This is a genomic window from Oceanobacillus locisalsi (genome assembly GCF_042675985.1).
Lineage (GTDB): Bacteria > Bacillota > Bacilli > Bacillales > Amphibacillaceae > Oceanobacillus > Oceanobacillus locisalsi.
The window spans coordinates 167,106-185,348 of the sequence record NZ_JBHTKK010000001.1; the positions used below are offsets into that span (position 1 = coordinate 167,106).

Sequence of the window (18,243 nt, forward strand, 5' to 3'; positions counted from 1 at the left end):
ACCTGTCCGTTCGGTTACTTCTTTGTAACGTTATCCATCCTTACGACGAATGTAAGGCTTTAGAGAGATTGCTGCGCCGCAATGCTCCAAATGGTTAACAAACTTTTGGTTTCGCGCAAACCAAAGTAAGCAACGACGATAAGCGTGATACCTATTACTTACCGCTCTATACACATTAAAAAAACCCTCACCTGTCTTTAGTTGAGAGCAGCTAATAAAATTCAATTTGTATTTCATTGAATTACTAGTATGCATCTCCTTTTCCCAGAAGGCAGCTGTGCATATTACTTTGGCAAGTCTCCTGACTCATGGCTATTATCTGCTCCGCCTTCCCGGGATTATCCAGTGGCAATACAGAGCAAACCTACCATTCACAGTGGCCGGACCGTTCAGGATTTACACCTGATTCCTTTTTAATCATTCACAGCATTGTAAATGAACCAAAATAATTTCCATATAAAGTTTGTTAATTTTATTATATAGTAAACGGATTATTTTTCATAGGGGGATTTATTCAAGACACGTATTTCTATAAAGTAAGAAGGCATCTATATCTATGCACGAAAACAAATTTCTTTGGATATTCTTTATTCCATGAATAATTAAATTTTAAATCTCTTTGAATTTCTTGTCCCCCTAGTTATGCATTAACCCAACTAACTCCGAAAATAGACATGTCTTCTTTTCAGCGATTGGATACAATTAATGGATGAAAAAGACTGCCTGCAAGCTGTTCTGCCTCCTCTGCGCTCTCTTTGCTATAAGCAATTATAAAACATGTTGCAGGACCTGCTGATGTTTGTAAATCCATGGTTGATTCCAGTTCTGCATCCCTGCCTGTCCATAGCCGGAATGTTTTTGCAATCCCTTTGGAACCAACGGGTATAACAGCTTTGACTCCTGTTGTTTGAACATATTTTTTCAAAAGAGAAGCGCTTGGTAGATGCTCCTTATGCTCAAGTACATCATTACCAACATATGGTGTACCTACCACCGCAAAACTTTCCTCACCTGTCCATTGGTACCTATCTCTCTGTTTTCTTTTTCCTATCAATGTTAATCCAAGACCAGATTGCAAGGCTGGAAAGTTGCTTTCCGTGCTTCCGGTAATTGGCAGTTCCGCAAACCCGGCTTCAGCAAGCTCTTCACGAACGCCTGATTCATAATCCTGCCAGGCTGTATCCCCCGTAAAGTTTTGCATAATCACCGCAACAGGTTCGGCAACTTCCGCCAGGCATTCCATCAGTACAACACGGCAAGCAAATTTCCCGACGATTTGATTAGAAGTTTTCACTATGTCGGCTTCTTTTTCCCCAATCGCTCCACTATTATCTGTCGTAATCACTAATTCTTTGTTTGCCTCAAACGGCAAAATAACTGCATTGGTCATTGATGTTTACTTCTCTTTTTTCTTGTGACTGCCGCGAAATACTCTCGCACTCCGCTCGTATTCCACATCCGCCACTTCCAGACGTGCATTCACAACACGTGCAGCTGCGAAAAAGTAATCGGAGAGACGGTTAATATATTTTAATGGAATGGGGTTTATTTCTTCCGCTCCATGGTAAAGTGTCACCATTTGTCTTTCCGCTCTTCTTGTCACTGTTCTTGCAACGTGGAGTGCAGATGCCGCCATGGAACCGCCCGGCAAAATAAAACGTTCAAGGTCTGGTGCTTCATCAATTAATTGATCCATCCGCTCTTCCAGGTAGGTAATTATCTCTTCTGTCAGCTGATGAGGGCGTTCCTTCTTGGAAACATTGGAAAGCTCTGTTCCGCAATCAAATAACTCATGCTGAATTTTTACCAGGTCTTCTATAATATCTTCAAACCCATCCTGGTTCAGGCAGGAAATCGTCCAGCCGACAAAGGAATTGATTTCATCGATTGAACCATATGCTTCTACACGCACGTCATCTTTGCTTGTTTTCCCGCCAATTAGCGCTGTTTGTCCTTTGTCCCCTGTTCGTGTGTAAAGTCTCATTCTAATCTCTCCCTTTATTTTTTATTGTTTCGGAAATGCCATACCAAATTAGATCCACCCGATCTGCCTGCTCCACTAACTTTTGATAGAACCAGCCGGTAACGTCTCGCTGCAGACGTTTGTCTTTTTCCATTGGTACAATTCCTTTTGAAATATCTGTTCCAATCAATACAAGCCTGTGATTTTCCTCGTTTTGTTCCCATTCCAACCATTTCTTTACCTTTTTAATATTCCGGTCTAACAGTCTGTCCGCGGATAATTCTGTATTTATTTCTTTGCTTATCCATGCTTCCAGCCCTTCAAAAATAACCATGGAATGTACATTTTCATCCGGGACCGGCCACCTGTCATATTCCATTGCTGAAAACCATGTTGTATCAGCAGGATAATACTGCTTCACCCATTTTCTTTTTCCGTTAAAGGCACCTCCTGTAACGAAATGCATTTTCGCTCATCCTTCCAGTCATCTATTTCCCATGTTAAGCGGATTCCTTTTTTATGCGGTACTTTCCATTCAAAAAATGACTTCTGCTCTCTCGTCCATTTTATTAATAAATGGCGGATGACTCCACCATGTGCTGTAAGCAATGTATCTTCACTTTGTCTTTTATTAATCTGATGTCTTAATTGCCGAAAGCCCGCATTGATTCGCTGCTTCATTTCCTGAAAACTTTCTCCGGTTGGGGGTGCAATGCTTTCCGGATCGTCAATCCATGCCCGGTAACGTCGATCATTTTTCAAATCTTCATAGGTTTTCATTTCCCATGCACCAAAATGCATTTCTCTAAAATTCTTTATTTCTATTTTTTCCTGCTTTGGACAAAGCAGGGCAGCTGTTTGCTTAGCACGTAATAAATCACTGGTTGCACATAAGTCAAACTGCTTTCCAAAATCTTGAGCCGCTTTTAACCTTTCTATTTCTTCGGATAGAAGCGGCACGTCCGTCCAGCCAAGGTATCTTTTTTCCTGATTCGCCTTTGTTACACCATGGCGCAGTAATGTAATAGTAATAATGTCAGCCATAGTATCAATTCCATCCCCTCTGAACTTGCACCTAATGTATCTCCTGTTATGCCATCGAAATTTTTTATGATCCATTTAGCAATAACTATACTTGTTAGCAGTGTCACTACAATAAACAGGAAATAAGCAGGCAGTAAATCCACTTGCATCCAGAAAATGAAGATACCGATCATCGCTAGATAAATCATATATATTAGGCAAATAAAATTGCTCTTACCTTGTTGAAAGAAACTCGCCATCCCGTCTTTCCTGGCTGGAGGGAGCATTTGCAGAAATACACCAAGCAGCATTTTCCCAAAAAACGGAATAAGTACTATAAAAAGAAGAATTGTCGTTTCTCCAGCTTGCATAAGTTCATAAAGAACGATAAATCTGGTAAACAAGAAAACAATGACCGATAATACCCCAAAGGCTCCTACCCTCGGGTCTTTCATAATTTCCAGTCTCTTTTCCGGAGACTTGTAGGAGAAATAAGCGTCACTTGTATCGATCCAGCCGTCCAGATGAATACCGCCTGAAAGCATAATTAGTAAAAGCCAAAGAAATAATGTTATGATCAAATCGGTAAAGGGTGTGAAACTTTGTAATACATATAAAAAAGCAGCATAGATGCTTCCCTGAAGCAAACCTAATAGCGGAAATGTTTGAAGTGCATACGTTAGCTGATGCGGATTGAGAGAAAATTGTTTTTTAATCGGGATACTCGTAAAAAACTGCAGATTGACAAGAATTCCTGTAACAAACAAGCAGATGCTGTGTAACATTAATCTGTTCCCCTCATTATTTCCAGCAGTTTTTCCCGATCGATATTTGCTTCAAAATGGTTTGCAAGTTTCTCAAAATCTGCTTCTTTACTTGTCAAATTGGGTTGAAAAGGCCGGTTCCCCCCATCAAGACTATCCTCTTCATTCAGCTGATGTTGAATAAACGGAAGAACCCCCACTACCGGAATACCCGTATTATTTTCCAGCCATTCTACACCTTCCACAAAAAGAGAGGAATGACCTGTAAATTTATTAATAATGATTCCTTTCACGCGTGCACGTTCCTTTTCCGTAAGTAAAGCAAGTGTACCGACAATACTGGCAAAAACACCCCCTCTTTCGATATCGGCTACTAAAAGAACCGGGACGTCAGCTAACTCCGCAATTGCCATATTGGATAAATCACGTTCTTTTAAATTCATCTCCACAGGACTTCCGGCACCTTCAATAATTATAAAATCACTGCTACCCTCTGCCTGGATTAACCCTTGTTTAATCTTTTGAAGCGCTTCTTGATAATACATAGCTTTAAATTTCGCACCCGTTATAATCCCCTGTAACTCCCCATCAAAAAATACTTCTGTCTGCATGTTTTTCAACGGTTTCAACAGGACAGGGTTCATCCAAGGCTCTGCTTTTCGTTTTGCTGCTTGTGCTTGTTCATATTGCGAAATAGCCAGCTCCTGACCCGTGTCAAGCGTTACATGATGACTCGACATATTTTGTGCTTTAAAGGGAGAAATTGGAAATCCTTGTCTTGCGAGCATTCGACAAATAGCTGTCGTAATTATACTTTTTCCGACATGGGAAGCAGTTCCTTGAAGCATGATTCCTTTCATTTCAATCTCCCTTTCTTCACAACCGGTATCCCGCTTTCGATTAAAACAGCCAGATCCGCTCTCTTTACAATCTGCTGATGCACATTTCCTAATATTCTTTGATAATTCTGTGTAAACTCTTCCTCATAAGGCATATCCTGTAATACTTCATTGGAAACAACAATTACCTTGCCCGCATGCTCACAAAGTGCGGCTATATCCGCTCTCACCAGTTCTAACACGGTATTTTCATGATGTACTTTTTCTTGAAATAAATAGTTATTTAAAAGTGTCGTCACACAATCTAATAAAATCACATCCTGCGTTGTAAACTGATTAGCGACAGGTGATAAATAAACGGGCTGTTCCCACGTTCTCCACGAAAATCCAGATTGTTCCCGGTCCTGTTGATGACGTTGAATGCGTTCCTGCATCTCTTTATCAGATGGGATACCGCACGCAACGTAATGAAGATTGCTGTCTGTTTTCTGGGCACGCCTGATTGCTAATTGCTCTGCAAAAGCACTTTTTCCACTGCGGACGCCTCCTGTAATAAAAATCAATTCTCCTGTTTCCATACAGTTAACGCCTCCAGCAGTTTTTTATTTGCTTCCGGCTGCTTTACCGCTACACGGAGCCATTTGCCTTCAATCCCTGGAAAGTTTTCTGTGTGGCGCAGTACCAGTCCCTGTTTTAGCAGATATTGAAATAATTGTTTCTGTACCGGTAATGCAGGGTCTCTTAATAAATAAAAATTCAACCGGGATAAGCTATACTCAAAACCAAGTTCCTTAAGCTCTTTAAAGATGGCTGTTCGTTCAGCTTCGACAAATTTCCTTGTTTCTGTAACATGGGATCTGTCCTGTAAACAGGCAACACCTGCTTTCATCGCCAAAGCGTTTACACTCCAATGCGGCTTTGATTTACTAATCTTTTGCAGCAATGCAGGGTTTCCTGCAAGAAAACCGAGACGTAATCCGGCAATGCTGTACATTTTTGTCAGGGAGCGAATAATTAACACATGCTCTTGATGCAGCACGGTTTTTATATACGTCACTGGTTCGGGTAAAAAATCATAAAAAGCTTCATCAATAACACAAAGCGTATTGGTTTTTTTACAAATTTCCATGAATGCTTCTACCGTTTCCCGCTGATAATGCATGCCGGTTGGATTATTGGGATTACACAGAAATACTGCTTTTACTCCCTGAAGCTGGTTTTCTAATGCAGCAGCATCTAAATTCCAATCCGGCTCAGAGAGCACAATCGGAATGACGTCACAGTCTTCATTCTCACAGGCGGTTGCATATTCTGAAAAGGCTGGATGAATAACAGCTACTCTGCTTCCCGCTAAATATCTGGCAATCAACGTGATGATTTCCGCAGCCCCATTTCCTGCAAGCAGATGTGTGACTGGTATATTTTCTTGTACGGCAAGCTGTTCCATAAGATCGTTCGCATATGGATCAGGATAATCATTAATCACCGCAAACCATTCATCCCATTTTTCCCGTAACACTTCTGGTGCACCTAACGGATTAATATTTACACTGAAATCAATGATTTGTTCCGGTTGTTTCATTCCTAATGATTTATATACATATTTTGTGTTAGAACCATGTGCCGGCAGCTGCAAGGAAGCCATCTCCAATCCATAAGATAATAACGAACGTAAGCACGGCGCGCTGCATGATTTTTATTGTATGTAAAATATCATCCTTTTCTAATGGGCGTTTTCTTATTCCCATATGTGCCCTCTCGGATTTAATCCCTTTGTAATAATTAATCCCGCCAAGCTGTACTCCGAGGAATAAAGCAACAGCAGCCTCAAAAAATCCGCTATTCGGACTCGGATGTTTCCTGGCATCTTCCCGCCAACGTTTTAAAGCTTCTTTTCTTTTTAGATATGGTATACGGTTGGTGAACATCATCAAAAAACTTGTGACCCTGCTGGGAACCCAATTTAATACATCATCGAACTTTGCTGATGCCCAGCCAAAATGCTGATATTGTTCATTTTTATGTCCAATCATCGAATCACAGGTGTTCACTTCCCGGTACAAAATTGCCAGCGGAGCGCCTCCAATAAGTGCCCAAAAAAGCGGAGAAGTAATTCCGTCTCCAATACTTTCAGCTACCGTTTCTACCGTGGCGCGGGTTATCTCTTCTTCTTCAAGCGCTTCTGTATCTCTGCCAACAATCATCGAAACCTGATAATGGGCTTGCTCCATATCTCCTGACGCTAACGGTTCATAAACGCGCCGTGCCGCCGTTCCTAAATCCTTTTGTGCTATTGTCGTTGCAATCAGACATGCTTCTGCCAAAATTCCAGCAGCAGGATGAAGCTGATACGCTCCCCAGCTTATCAGGAGACTAATCGCAAGAACGGTTATCGCTACTGCAAACAGAAGGGCAATCCCTTTCCATTTTTGATACCTTCCATGATTCAAACGTTTTTCCAGTCTCGCAATAAAACTTCCCATCCAACGTACTGGATGCGGCCAATTGGGCGGATCCCCAATAAAACGATCCATAATTACTGCCAGTGTGATACTAATTAAATGATAAATGATCATGTTTTTCTTTCCTCTTAACATAACGCTCTATCGACTGCTTCATTTCTTGATAAACGCCTTTCCCGATTATATGTCCAAGTTCCGTTGCTGTCCCAGCATAATCGAGCTCTTTTCCCTGTTGCGTCGCTGCAACTAATATGCTGTCTGTGGATGTTCCCGTAGCCTGCTTTTTGGTAACTGTATCAAGAATATGACAATCACGCAGTACCTGTGCCTTGGCTTCTGTTGCGGTAATCATCGCCTGAATATAGGCTTCATCGGTTAATTTTCCATTGACAAAAATCCATGTATTAATGGTGCCCGGTTTGACCGGACCAGCTACCGGTGAGTTCATGCGCGTACTGTCTACAGCATTCCCCATGCCTGCTGTCACAACAATCATGACAGAGAAACCATCTCCCTCATACACACGGTGACTGTTATCCTCTAACGCAACAGCTGTCATCATTCCAACCGTTTGGGAAACGTGAAATCCATGATGTGTTAAATACGTCCGCATTTCCTCCCGATGATCCGTACAATTATAATTTGCATCAACATGTCTGTTCACAAAATTACTGTACCAGCCGATCCCTGCTCCCACCACACCGGAAGATACTGTTTTCATCGGCTGCTCAGATTGCAATACAATACGTTCCGGACTAATAGACAATAAGGATTCATCCATTCTCACTTGCTCTCCCTCTCTCTCACTTTTCTTCCCCGGCATTAAATGAAGCTGCGGCTTTGCAATTTTGGAATGCGGCTGTTTAATGACCTCCGTATGATAGACATGATTAATCAAATCTTCTGAAAGTACATCATTCGGATTCGCAATCGCACTTGCTTCTCCTTTCTCCATTAACAGAAGTCTGTCACAATAAAGACTTGCAAGATTTAAATCATGTAAAATTGCAACAACGGTCAGCCCTTCTTCATTGGCGCGTTTTCTCAGTAAATCAAGCAATTCCTTTTGATACGCTAAATCTAAATGATTGGTCGGTTCATCGAGCAGCAGGATTTCCGGCTGCTGCACGAGCGCCTGTGCTAAAAAAATTCTCTGTTGTTCCCCGCCGGAATGTTCCATCACAGAGTTATCCTGAAAATGACTAATATTGGTTTGTTTCATAACCTCTTGTACAATGTTTTCATCTTCGTCCGTCCACGTCTGAAAAAAACCGCGATGATGTGCATATCTGCCAAGTGAAACCGTTTCTTTCACGGTGTACGGAAAAACTTGCGGCGATAATTGAGGCAAAACGGCAACTTTCTTCGCCAGCTGCTTTTTCGTTAAAGCGGAAATATTCGTCTCGTCAATCTTTACTTCACCCTGCTGCAATTCCAATAAACCGCTCATCATCTTCAGTAATGTGGTTTTCCCGCTGCCATTGGGTCCCAGAATCCCGAAGAATTCCCCTTTTTCAACAGTAAAATGAATGTTTTTTACGATTCTCTCCCCGTCATAACCGCCAGATACGTTTTCTACGTTAAGCATCTTTTTACCTTCCTTTTCTCTGTTTAATTAAAATCATCGCAAATACAGGAGCGCCCACTAGTGCTGTAATCACTCCTACAGGCAGAACCTGCGGGGAGATAATGGTGCGGGATAATAAATCCGTCAGGATAAGAAAGCCTGCTCCCGTAATCATGGACAATGGCAGAAGATGTATATGATCCGGTCCCCAAAGCTTTCTCGTTAAATGCGGGATAACCAGACCGACAAAACCAATCGTACCAGAAACAGCTACTGCCGCTCCTGTTAAAATCGAACCTGAAGCCAAGATAAGCATTTTCCGTTTTCCCACGTCGACTCCTAAATGCTGTGCACGATCTTCTCCAAGTGACATTGCATTTAATTCCCGTGTATTTATTAGCAATAATAGACCGCCAATCAGTAAGAACGGTAAAATGATGCCAACATATCTCCAGCCCCGCATGGATACACTCCCTAAGAGCCAGCCCATAATTTGCTGTAATTCTTCGCCGGTTAAGGCAATAATTAAAGAAATAATTGACCCCAAAAAGGCGCTGAAAATAATTCCTGTAAGAATAATAGACTCCACACGCATTGTTTTATCAATCTTCTTTGCAAAAAAGAGGACAATCATAATCGTTGCTAAAGCTGCAAGAATACTTATAAATGGCAACGTATACATTCCTAAAAAAGGGATAGAGATATTAAAAAATAAAGTGGATACTGCACCGACAGATGCACCCGAGGATACACCGAGAATATACGGATCCGCTAAAGGGTTTCGCAATAAACCTTGGAAGGCCGCTCCAGCAATCGCAAGAGAGGCCCCCACAAGACCTGCCAGAATAACGCGCGGCAGGCGAATATCATATACAATACTGATGTACATCGAATCAACTTTATCCCCGATAGTCAAATGAAACACTTCTGATCCGATAATTTTAATGATTTCAGGTATCGGGACAGCTACACTGCCAACCGAGATTGCAATCAGCATTGCACTGATTAAAAACGCTATCGAAAGCGCATATTTCAATAAGTTACTCTTCATCAAAAAGCTCCGGATAGACTGCTTCTGCAATTTCTTCAGCACCATCAATAAGGCGTGGCCCCGGGCGGGATACAGTATCCGAATCTACATCATAAATTCTCTCATTTGCAACCGCATCTACATCCGCAAATCCATCTCTTGAAGTCACTTCACCAATCGGATCATCTACATAAGAACCATAGGTTGAAATAATAACTTCCGGATTTAATTCTATAATAGCTTCAACATCCATCTCCACCCATCCTTCTTGATCCCCAGCTGCATTATCTGCGTTTATAATCTGCAATAACTCATCCAGGAATGTATTCTGACCGGCCGTAAAGATCTCTGGTGAAGGAGAGATCTCAAAGAAGACGGATTGACGATCTTCTTCTGCTACCTCTGAAGTCATTTCTTCTAATTCCGCAAAGTCAGCCTGCATATCTGAAACCAATTGTTCTGCTTCTTCTTCCGCGCCTACAACTTGTCCAATATTTTCAATCGTTTCATACGTTGTATCCACGTCTGTTGCATCTGCAACGGTAAATACGTCAACATCTGCATCGGCTAATTGCTCAAATGCTTCCTGTGCTGAAGCAACCAGGGATTCATGCGCTAACACAACATCCGGATCAAGGCCAATAATTGCTTCTACATTAAATTCCATGCTGCCAACCGAATCAATATCGGAAACTTCTTCCGGATAGGTATCATTATCGGTAACACCAACAATCTTATCTCCCTGATCTAAAGCAAATGTAATTTCTGTGTTGCTCGGCATTAATGAAACAATGCGCTCCGGTTCCTCCTCTAGCGTAACTTCATTATCTGTTGCGTCTGTTATGGTTAACGGATAGGCGGAATCATCTCCATTTTCTTCCTCTGAAGCTGATTCTTCATTTGCTGTCTCATCATTTGATGCATCATCATCTGCATTGTCATTACTATCACTGCATCCAATTAAAAACCCTGCTAACAGTGCTAATAATAGTACACGTAAAAATTTTTTCACTTTGTTTTCCCCCCTTGATTTTAATAGGTTTTACATGCTCAGCCAATGCATATCATAGAGGACGCAAAAGTGAAATGGTTTTCATTTAATACGCGTACGTTACTGAATTTCCCGGAAATCAAATAGTTTTAACAGGCAGTTTGTCCATGGCATATACCTGACCCTGCAAGCTAAAAAACTATTAAAAAAACATCTCCACGGCAAATGAAGATGTCAGAAAGATTCAGAAATACTGCTTCACCTTACTATCCTCGTAGATTGGCACTGAGATAAAAATAGACAGGTATCCTGGCTCATGGTCATCACTTACAGATCCTTCCCATACATATTTGTACAGTGGCTAGCTCTGCTCGCTCGCATTTACAGTGGCGGGACCGCGTTGGATTTACACCAACTTCCCTTTATGATTTTAAAAAAATCACCTATTTTTATTTTATGTAATTGTTTCTAAGTCTATTTTACAACGTTTTATCCTGAAAAACTATAAGAACTGTTTAGATTTTTTAGAAAAAATGATTATCTATAAAAAAGCTGGAACAAGTTTGCTTCTCTGCTCTTGTTCCAGCTTTTTTATAGTTTTTTCTCAACTTAACTAACTGTTATATTACTTATGAATGATTTACTGTATATAACAAATCATTAACGCTCATTATCATCTTCATAATCTAATTCATCCAAATCGTCTTTCCCAATAACACCGTCTACTTCATCTTCAATTTCCTCCAGGTCCGTGTCTTCTTCTGCACCTTCAGAGGTATCCTCACCGAAGTCATCCATTATACTATCAATGTCTTCATCTGTTACATCTAAATCTTCTTGAACGTCTGCTGTTTCTTCAGCCGGCGCTTTTTTCTTTTTCTTCCGTTTTTTCGGTTCTTCCGTAATTTCTTCTTCAGCCTGTTCTACCGGATACCAGCTTTTTAATCCCCAGACACCGGATCCTAAGGTTAAATAGCGTCCATCCAAATTCATATCTGTGTAAAATTGTGCAATTGAATTTTCTTTTTTTTCTTCTGATAAGTTTTTTAAATCTGCTATTTTAGAAAACAAATCCTGAAACGGGATTGCTTTATTTTCTTCTTGTAAAATGAGGGAACCTAATTCAATCATAGATATTTCGTCGATTTGTTCCTGTGTCATCTCTTTCACACTCACGTTCATGCACTCCTTTTAAAAATATAATCATACTATTTATGCTCACAGTTAGGCAGATATATCTTATTTCGTCACAATAAGTCTATCTTACATTATAAACATATTTAAATGCAATTATCCAGTAAAAATTGCGCAGTTTATGATGCGATTAAAAAGTATGATGTTTCTTATATTTTCAAGGAACACAAATCTCTATTTCCATTTTATTACTGATCCAAACTATTACATATTCCGACGGTACTGCCCGCCGACTTCATAAAGTGCTTTGGTAATCTCGCCAAGGCTGGCATAGCGGACAGTGTGTAATAATTCTGCGAAGATATTTTCATCGGTTACGGCTGTCTGCTTCAATCGTTTCAAAGCTTCTTCTACATCCTCTTTATGCTCCGATTGAAAACGGCGCAGTTCTTTAATTTGGTGCATTTTCTCCTCTTCTGTTGCCCGGGCAAGTTCCATCGAATCAATGTCTTCTTCTGACGTCGGGTTAGGATTTAAATACGTATTTACCCCTACAATCGGCAGGGCTCCCGAATGTTTCTTTCCTTCATAATAAAGGGACTCCTCTTGAATTTTCCCGCGCTGATATTGGCGTTCCATTGCACCCAGTACACCGCCGCGGTCATTCATCTGTTCAAATTCCTGCAGCACCGCTTCCTGCACAAGGTCTGTTAATTCTTCCACAATGAAGGCACCCTGCATGGAATTTTCGTTTTTCGCCAGCCCAAACTCTTTATTAATAATCATCTGAATGGCCATCGCCCGGCGGACAGATTCTTCTGTCGGGGTCGTAATCGCTTCATCATATGCATTGGTGTGCAAGGAATTGGTATTATCTTGAATAGCCAGCAACGCTTGTAATGTGGTACGAATATCATTGAAGTCAATTTCCTGTGCGTGCAAAGAACGCCCTGATGTCTGTACATGGTACTTCAGCTTTTGACTGCGTTCATTGGCACCGTACTTTTCCTTCATCGTAATTGCCCAGATTCTTCTTGCCACCCGGCCGATTACGGTATATTCCGGATCCAGCCCATTGGAGAAGAAGAAAGAAAGGTTAGGTGCAAACTTATCAATATCCATTCCCCGGCTTAAATAATACTCAACATAAGTAAACCCGTTTGCTAAAGTGAACGCCAGCTGAGTAATCGGATTAGCGCCAGCTTCTGCAATATGATACCCGGATATCGAGACAGAATAATAATTACGTACTTTATTTTCGATAAAATACGCTTGAATATCTCCCATCATCCGCAGGGCAAATTCGGTAGAAAAAATACAAGTATTCTGCCCCTGGTCTTCCTTTAAAATGTCCGCCTGTACGGTTCCTCTAATAACGGAGACAGTAGCTGCCTGAATTTGGCCGAATTCCTCACTTGTCGGCGGGCGTCCATGTTCCTCGGTAAACGTATCGACCTGCTGGTCAATGGCGGTATTAAAATACATTGCTAAAATAATCGGTGCCGGACCATTGATTGTCATGGAAACAGATGTTAATGGATTGGTTAAATCAAAGCCGCTGTAGAGCTTTTTCATATCATTCAATGTACAAATATTCACACCGCTGTTTCCTACTTTTCCGTAAATATCCGGTCGTTCCGCAGGATCTTCTCCATATAAAGTCACGGAATCAAATGCGGTAGAGAGCCGTTTCGCTTCCTCCCCTTTCGATAGATAATGGAAACGGCGATTCGTACGCTCTGGTGTCCCTTCACCGGCAAATTGCCTCGTCGGGTCTTCCCCTTCTCGTTTAAACGGAAAGACACCTGCAGTATAAGGAAAAGCACCTGGAACGTTTTCTCGCATTAACCAATAGAGACGATCTCCCCAATCCTGATATTTGGGCAGCGCAATTTTCGGAATCTTTAAGCCGGAAAGAGACTCTGTTGTCAAATCCATCATTATCTCTTTATCTCTGACTTTAAATGTGAATGTATCGCCAAGGTAACTCTCCTTTAGCTGCTCCCAATTCTCCAATAACTGTATGGCATTCCCATCTAATTGCTGCTCATAAGTGGTAATCATTTGATCCAATGAAGCAGCTGCTTCCTCTCCCGCTTCCTCTTTAGCTCCTGTTAACCGATAGAGCTTAGAAGCAATTTTCTGCTGCTTTTCGGCGCGCTTATCATAATTTCGAACATAGGAAGCAATCTCCTGCAAATAATGTCTGCGTTCATTGGTGATGATTTGATTTTTCTTTTCAGAAATGACATGGCGCTTAAACGGAACTTCTGCTTCCCATTCAAAATCTGTATTTATCCGATCAATCAAGGAAGCAAATAAAGCGTTTGTCCCTTCATCATTAAATTGGCTTGCTATCGTGCCGAAGACAGGAAATTGGCTTTTGTCCTCATGAAATAACATATGACTGCGTTCGTATTGTTTCCGGACTTGATTAAGCGCGTCCTCTGATCCCTTTTGCTCAAATTTATTAATCACAATAAAATCAGCATAATCAATCATATCTATCTTCTCTAATTGTGTAGGTGCTCCAAACTCTGCTGTCATCACATACATCGACAAATCCGTAATATCTGTAATCGCTGCATCTCCCTGTCCAATACCGCTCGTTTCGACAATAATCAGGTCGTAGTCTGATGCACGTACGACATCTATCGCCTCCCGAATAGCGTCCGAAAGCTCTGTTCCAGAATTTCTGGTTGCAAGCGAGCGCATATACACCCGTTCTGAAAAGATTGCGTTCATACGAATCCGGTCTCCAAGTAACGCTCCTCCGGTTTTTCGCTTGGATGGATCAATAGATAGAATAGCTACTTTCCGGTCTGGAATTTCATTCAAAAACCTGCGAATCAATTCATCAGTCAATGAACTTTTCCCAGATCCGCCTGTTCCAGTAATTCCAAGGGCCGGTGTTTTCTGTTTTGGATGTTCTGCGATTTTTTCCAGTACCTGCTTCTTCGTGTTTTCTTCGCCATTTTCCATCAAGGTGATAAATTTACCAATTGCTAACCGATTTCCTTCTTTTAACTGCTCGAAATCTTTTTCCATGTCTAGCGGAGGAAGAAAATCACATTTTTCCAGCATCCGGTCAATCATCCCCTGCAGACCATATTTTCTCCCGTCTTCCGGGGAAAACAGCCATGCAACTCCATAATCATGAAGTTCTTTGATTTCACGTGGAAGAATCGTCCCTCCGCCGCCTCCTAATACTTGAATATGTGATGCATCTAGTTGTTTCAGCAGGTCGATCATATATTTAAAATATTCTACATGGCCGCCCTGATACGATGAGATAGCAATCCCTTGGACATCCTCCTGAATAGCTGCATAAACGATTTCTTCTACCGAACGGTTATGTCCTAGATGAATCACCTCCGCGCCGCTGGCTTGCAAAATACGCCGCATAATATTTATTGACGCATCATGGCCATCAAAAAGACTGGAAGCGGTTACAAAACGAATTGAATACGTTGGTGAATAACGTTCTTCTGTCATGCTAATCCCCCTCTTTGTTCGCTTTCGCAATAGCAAACCTTCTTATTTCCCCTCTATTTACAGCCAACAATCCACTTGTTTCATTTGCAATTCTACATATTCATCAATGGTGAATTCTTTTTGGATAAGCCAGCGGCGAAAACACCACATATGCCCGCTGACGACAATATGGTTTGCCAGAAAATGAATTTCTTTCGAACTGCGCTGTTCTTGTAAACAAACGTTCAGCAACTCCTCCATCATGCTGACAACCTTCTGTTCCTGCTCAAGTACAAATTGACGCTTTTCTTTGTTTAATGATTTGGTTTCTTGATAGAGCATTAAAATCTCTGGCTGTATCGTGTCCATAAAGTACAGATAGTCTCGGATTGCCTGACGCAAGTTTTCCTTCGTCGGTTTTTCTATAGAAATTGTTGCTTTTAACTGGTCGCGTACTTGGTCATGTACAAATTCACAGACGAGAAAAAGCACATCCTCTTTCGTTCGAATATATTCATATAATGTGCCTATACTGAATCCGGATTCTTTCGCGATTTCTCTTGTTGTGGTCCGATGAAAGCCTTTTTCTTGAAACAGCCGCATAGCACCCTCAATAATCTGTTTCCTGCGCCGCATAACGAGTTCTTGGTTTTTGACGGAAGAACGGATCTGATCTTCACTCATCTCCTGACCTCCTTTCGTTACCATTTTACTTTGTTACCATCCGGCCGATAACCAGACGCTGAATTTCATTTGTCCCCTCATAAATTTGTGTAATTTTCGCATCACGCATATAGCGTTCTACCGGATAGTCTTTTGTATATCCATAACCGCCGAAGATTTGAACTGCTTCTACAGTAATGCGCATCGCTGCGTCTCCTGCAAATAATTTGGACATTGCCGACGCTTTCCCGTACGATTTTCCTGCTGATTCCAGCCATGCTGCCTGATAAGTTAACAGACGGGCAGCCTCAATCTCCGTTGCCATGTCCGCCAGCTTGAAAGAGATACCTTGATTGGCTGCAATCGGTTTGCCGAACTGTTCTCTTTCCTTCGCATAAGCTGCCGCAGCGTCCAGTGCGCCCTGCGCAATTCCTAAAGCTTGGGCGGCAATGCCATTCCTGCCTCCATCTAAAGTTGACATAGCAATTTTAAAGCCTTCCCCTTCCTCACCCAGCACATTTGCAGCAGGAACCCTGCAATTTTCAAAGATTAGCTCGGTAGTTGGAGAGGAACGAATGCCAAGTTTCTTTTCTTTTTTGCCAAATGTAAATCCCTCTGTTCCTTTTTCAACGATAAATGCCGTAATACCTTTATGCTCCCTGTCCGCATCTGTTTTTGCAAATACGATATAAATATCCGCCACACCGCCATTGGTTATCCACACTTTGCTGCCATTCAATATATAATCCGTGCCATCCTTTTTAGCTGTTGTTTTCATGGAAACAACATCACTGCCTGCTCCTGGCTCGGATAAGGCATAAGCCCCCAAAGCTTCGCCCGCTGCAAGGCGCTGCAGAAAGTTTTGCTTTTGCGCTTCATTTCCGTATTGATAAATCGGCCAGCTTGCCAAAGATAAATGGGCAGAGAGTGTAACGCCGGTAGAAGCACAGACACGTGACAATTCTTCTACTGCAATGCAATAACTCAGATAATCCGATCCAATTCCGCCGTATTCTTCTGGCCAGGGGATACCTGTTAAACCAAGCGCTGCCATCTGATCAAAAATTGCTCTGTCAAACCGCTCTTCTTCATCTCTTTCTGCCGCTGTGGGTTCCACTTCATTTTCTGCAAAATCACGGACCATTTTCCGCAGCATTTCCTGTTCTTCCGATAATTGAAAGTCCATTCCTATCTCTCCTTCAAAAGTTCTTTGGATATCACAATACGCTGAATTTCATTCGTTCCTTCATAAATTTCCGTCACTTTCGCATCACGAAATAGCCTTTCTACCGGATATTCCTTGGTATAGCCGTAACCGCCATAAATCTGGACGGCCTCAATCGCATTTTGCATCGCTGTTTTTGTCGCTGTCAGCTTCGCCATGGACGTCTCCTTAATACAAGTTTGCTGCATTTCAATCCGTTGAGCAGCCTGATAGGTTAATAGTTTTGCCGCTTCTACATTGGTTGCCATCTCAGCCAGTTTAAAAGAAATTCCCTGATTGGCTGCAATCGGCTTGCCAAATTGTTCTCTTTCCTTTGCATAAGAAACAGCATAATCTAAAGCTGCTTCGGCAATTCCAAGTCCCTGAGCCGCAATCCCGATCCGCCCAATATTTAAGTTCGCCATCGCAATATTAAAGCCTTCCCCTTCCCTTCCCAGCAAGTTCTCCTTAGGAATACGGCATTGCTCAAAGGTTAATTCCACCGTGCTCGAACCTTTTAATCCCATTTTCTTTTCATTTTTTCCGATGGACAGACCCGGACTATCTTTTTCAACAATAAAAGCACTGATGCCATCTCTTTCTTCACTTGTTCTGGCAAATGTAATAAAGGTATCCGCATATTCCCCATTAGTAATAAATACTTTGGAGCCATTCAATACATACATATCATCTACCAGTTTAGCAGTTGTTTTTAAACCGCTTGCATCGGAGCCTGAATTCGCCTCTGTTAAAGCAAACGCACCAAGGTATTCCCCAGAAGCGAGTTTGGGAATGTATTTCTGTTTCTGCTCCTCGGTTCCGAAATAAAGAATCGGATTGGTGCCGACAGATGTGTGTACCGATAATATAACCCCTATGGTAGCGCTTACTTTTGACAGTTCATGAATAACCCGTATATAGGAGCCGAAATCCATTCCGGCTCCTCCGTATTCCTCGGGGACGGGAATTCCCATCAAACCGAGATTCCCCATCTTTTTTATGATTTCTTCAGGAAAGCGATCTCTTTCTTCCATTCGCTCTACTTCTTTCGCAATCTCGTCTTGAGCAAAGTCCTGAACCATTTTCACTAACATTTTCTGTTCTTCTGTTTGTGTGGTAATCAACGTGT

17 protein-coding genes and 2 riboswitches are annotated in these 18,243 nt (G+C 41.7%); all 17 genes read right to left on the reverse strand.

The genetic code is table 11. From position 1 onward, the window contains the following. Positions 1–274: 274 nt before the first annotated feature. Positions 275–460, reverse strand: a riboswitch (cobalamin riboswitch). Positions 461–685: 225 nt separating this feature from the next. Further along, a complete protein-coding gene (locus ACFQ19_RS00735) occupies positions 686–1,390 on the reverse strand; it encodes a hypothetical protein (protein ID WP_379589959.1) in 705 nt (234 codons plus the stop codon). 6 nt (positions 1,391–1,396) lie between these two features. Further along, on the reverse strand, positions 1,397–1,984 hold the full coding sequence (locus ACFQ19_RS00740) for a cob(I)yrinic acid a,c-diamide adenosyltransferase (RefSeq protein WP_379589961.1): 588 nt from the start codon (positions 1,982–1,984) through the stop codon (positions 1,397–1,399). 1 nt (position 1,985) lies between these two features. Continuing rightward, positions 1,986–2,429, reverse strand: a complete 444-nt coding sequence (locus tag ACFQ19_RS00745) for a bifunctional adenosylcobinamide kinase/adenosylcobinamide-phosphate guanylyltransferase (RefSeq protein ID WP_379589962.1) — start codon at positions 2,427–2,429, stop codon at positions 1,986–1,988. Next, entirely contained in the window at positions 2,381–3,007 is a 627-nt protein-coding gene (locus ACFQ19_RS00750) for a histidine phosphatase family protein (RefSeq protein ID WP_379589964.1), read from the reverse strand. The genes ACFQ19_RS00745 and ACFQ19_RS00750 overlap by 49 nt, the downstream gene beginning before the upstream one ends. Further along, positions 2,965–3,771, reverse strand: coding sequence for an adenosylcobinamide-GDP ribazoletransferase (gene cobS / locus ACFQ19_RS00755; RefSeq protein WP_379589965.1), 807 nt, complete (start codon positions 3,769–3,771; stop codon positions 2,965–2,967). Before cobS ends, ACFQ19_RS00750 begins: the two co-directional genes overlap by 43 nt. Further along, positions 3,771–4,610, reverse strand: coding sequence for a cobyric acid synthase (locus ACFQ19_RS00760; RefSeq protein ID WP_379589966.1), 840 nt, complete (start codon positions 4,608–4,610; stop codon positions 3,771–3,773). The genes cobS and ACFQ19_RS00760 overlap by 1 nt, the downstream gene beginning before the upstream one ends. After that, a complete protein-coding gene (locus tag ACFQ19_RS00765; RefSeq protein WP_379589967.1) occupies positions 4,607–5,167 on the reverse strand; it encodes a bifunctional adenosylcobinamide kinase/adenosylcobinamide-phosphate guanylyltransferase in 561 nt (186 codons plus the stop codon). Before ACFQ19_RS00765 ends, ACFQ19_RS00760 begins: the two co-directional genes overlap by 4 nt. Then, positions 5,149–6,225 carry a threonine-phosphate decarboxylase CobD gene (cobD, locus tag ACFQ19_RS00770; RefSeq protein ID WP_379589968.1) on the reverse strand — a complete coding sequence of 359 codons (1,077 nt, stop codon included), beginning with the start codon at positions 6,223–6,225 and terminating at the stop codon, positions 5,149–5,151. Before cobD ends, ACFQ19_RS00765 begins: the two co-directional genes overlap by 19 nt. Continuing rightward, positions 6,200–7,165: an adenosylcobinamide-phosphate synthase CbiB gene (cbiB, locus tag ACFQ19_RS00775; RefSeq protein WP_379589970.1), complete on the reverse strand. Its 966-nt coding sequence runs from the start codon at positions 7,163–7,165 to the stop codon at positions 6,200–6,202. Before cbiB ends, cobD begins: the two co-directional genes overlap by 26 nt. Then, positions 7,143–8,639 carry an adenosylcobinamide amidohydrolase gene (locus tag ACFQ19_RS00780; protein WP_379589971.1) on the reverse strand — a complete coding sequence of 499 codons (1,497 nt, stop codon included), beginning with the start codon at positions 8,637–8,639 and terminating at the stop codon, positions 7,143–7,145. The genes cbiB and ACFQ19_RS00780 overlap by 23 nt, the downstream gene beginning before the upstream one ends. Positions 8,640–8,643: 4 nt before the next feature. After that, the gene (locus tag ACFQ19_RS00785) at positions 8,644–9,699 is read right to left on the reverse strand and encodes a FecCD family ABC transporter permease (protein ID WP_379589972.1); all 1,056 of its coding nucleotides are present in this window, start codon (positions 9,697–9,699) and stop codon (positions 8,644–8,646) included. Beyond that, positions 9,659–10,660 (reverse strand): ABC transporter substrate-binding protein, encoded by a 1,002-nt coding sequence (locus ACFQ19_RS00790; RefSeq protein ID WP_379589973.1) that lies wholly within the window; start codon positions 10,658–10,660, stop codon positions 9,659–9,661. The genes ACFQ19_RS00785 and ACFQ19_RS00790 overlap by 41 nt, the downstream gene beginning before the upstream one ends. A 261-nt stretch (positions 10,661–10,921) precedes the next feature. After that, a riboswitch (cobalamin riboswitch) is annotated at positions 10,922–11,101 on the reverse strand. A 198-nt stretch (positions 11,102–11,299) separates the two neighbouring features. Continuing rightward, positions 11,300–11,821: a DNA-directed RNA polymerase subunit delta gene (gene rpoE, locus ACFQ19_RS00795; protein WP_379589974.1), complete on the reverse strand. Its 522-nt coding sequence runs from the start codon at positions 11,819–11,821 to the stop codon at positions 11,300–11,302. 216 nt (positions 11,822–12,037) lie between these two features. After that, entirely contained in the window at positions 12,038–15,268 is a 3,231-nt protein-coding gene (gene icmF, locus ACFQ19_RS00800; protein WP_379589975.1) for a fused isobutyryl-CoA mutase/GTPase IcmF, read from the reverse strand. A 57-nt stretch (positions 15,269–15,325) separates the two neighbouring features. Then, complete coding sequence (locus tag ACFQ19_RS00805; protein WP_379589976.1) at positions 15,326–15,931, reverse strand: TetR/AcrR family transcriptional regulator; 606 nt, start codon at positions 15,929–15,931, stop codon at positions 15,326–15,328. 25 nt (positions 15,932–15,956) lie between these two features. Then, positions 15,957–17,096, reverse strand: a complete 1,140-nt coding sequence (locus ACFQ19_RS00810; RefSeq protein WP_379589978.1) for an acyl-CoA dehydrogenase — start codon at positions 17,094–17,096, stop codon at positions 15,957–15,959. A gap of 2 nt (positions 17,097–17,098) precedes the next feature. Continuing rightward, positions 17,099–18,238: an acyl-CoA dehydrogenase gene (locus ACFQ19_RS00815; RefSeq protein ID WP_379589980.1), complete on the reverse strand. Its 1,140-nt coding sequence runs from the start codon at positions 18,236–18,238 to the stop codon at positions 17,099–17,101. Positions 18,239–18,243 lie beyond the last annotated feature (5 nt).

What these genes read in the sequence shown, in the direction of transcription:
- ACFQ19_RS00735 (WP_379589959.1), bottom strand. Translation starts at nt 1,390, where the DNA reads ATGACCAATGCAGTTATTTTGCCGTTTGAGGCAAACAAAGAATTAGTG.
- ACFQ19_RS00740 (WP_379589961.1), bottom strand. Translation starts at nt 1,984, where the DNA reads ATGAGACTTTACACACGAACAGGGGACAAAGGACAAACAGCGCTAATT.
- ACFQ19_RS00745 (WP_379589962.1), bottom strand. Translation starts at nt 2,429, where the DNA reads ATGCATTTCGTTACAGGAGGTGCCTTTAACGGAAAAAGAAAATGGGTG.
- ACFQ19_RS00750 (WP_379589964.1), bottom strand. Translation starts at nt 3,007, where the DNA reads ATGGCTGACATTATTACTATTACATTACTGCGCCATGGTGTAACAAAG.
- cobS (WP_379589965.1), bottom strand. Translation starts at nt 3,771, where the DNA reads ATGTTACACAGCATCTGCTTGTTTGTTACAGGAATTCTTGTCAATCTG.
- ACFQ19_RS00760 (WP_379589966.1), bottom strand. Translation starts at nt 4,610, where the DNA reads ATGAAAGGAATCATGCTTCAAGGAACTGCTTCCCATGTCGGAAAAAGT.
- ACFQ19_RS00765 (WP_379589967.1), bottom strand. Translation starts at nt 5,167, where the DNA reads ATGGAAACAGGAGAATTGATTTTTATTACAGGAGGCGTCCGCAGTGGA.
- cbiB (WP_379589970.1), bottom strand. Translation starts at nt 7,165, where the DNA reads ATGATCATTTATCATTTAATTAGTATCACACTGGCAGTAATTATGGAT.
- ACFQ19_RS00780 (WP_379589971.1), bottom strand. Translation starts at nt 8,639, where the DNA reads ATGCTTAACGTAGAAAACGTATCTGGCGGTTATGACGGGGAGAGAATC.
- rpoE (WP_379589974.1), bottom strand. Translation starts at nt 11,821, where the DNA reads ATGAACGTGAGTGTGAAAGAGATGACACAGGAACAAATCGACGAAATA.
- icmF (WP_379589975.1), bottom strand. Translation starts at nt 15,268, where the DNA reads ATGACAGAAGAACGTTATTCACCAACGTATTCAATTCGTTTTGTAACC.
- ACFQ19_RS00805 (WP_379589976.1), bottom strand. Translation starts at nt 15,931, where the DNA reads ATGAGTGAAGATCAGATCCGTTCTTCCGTCAAAAACCAAGAACTCGTT.
- ACFQ19_RS00810 (WP_379589978.1), bottom strand. Translation starts at nt 17,096, where the DNA reads ATGGACTTTCAATTATCGGAAGAACAGGAAATGCTGCGGAAAATGGTC.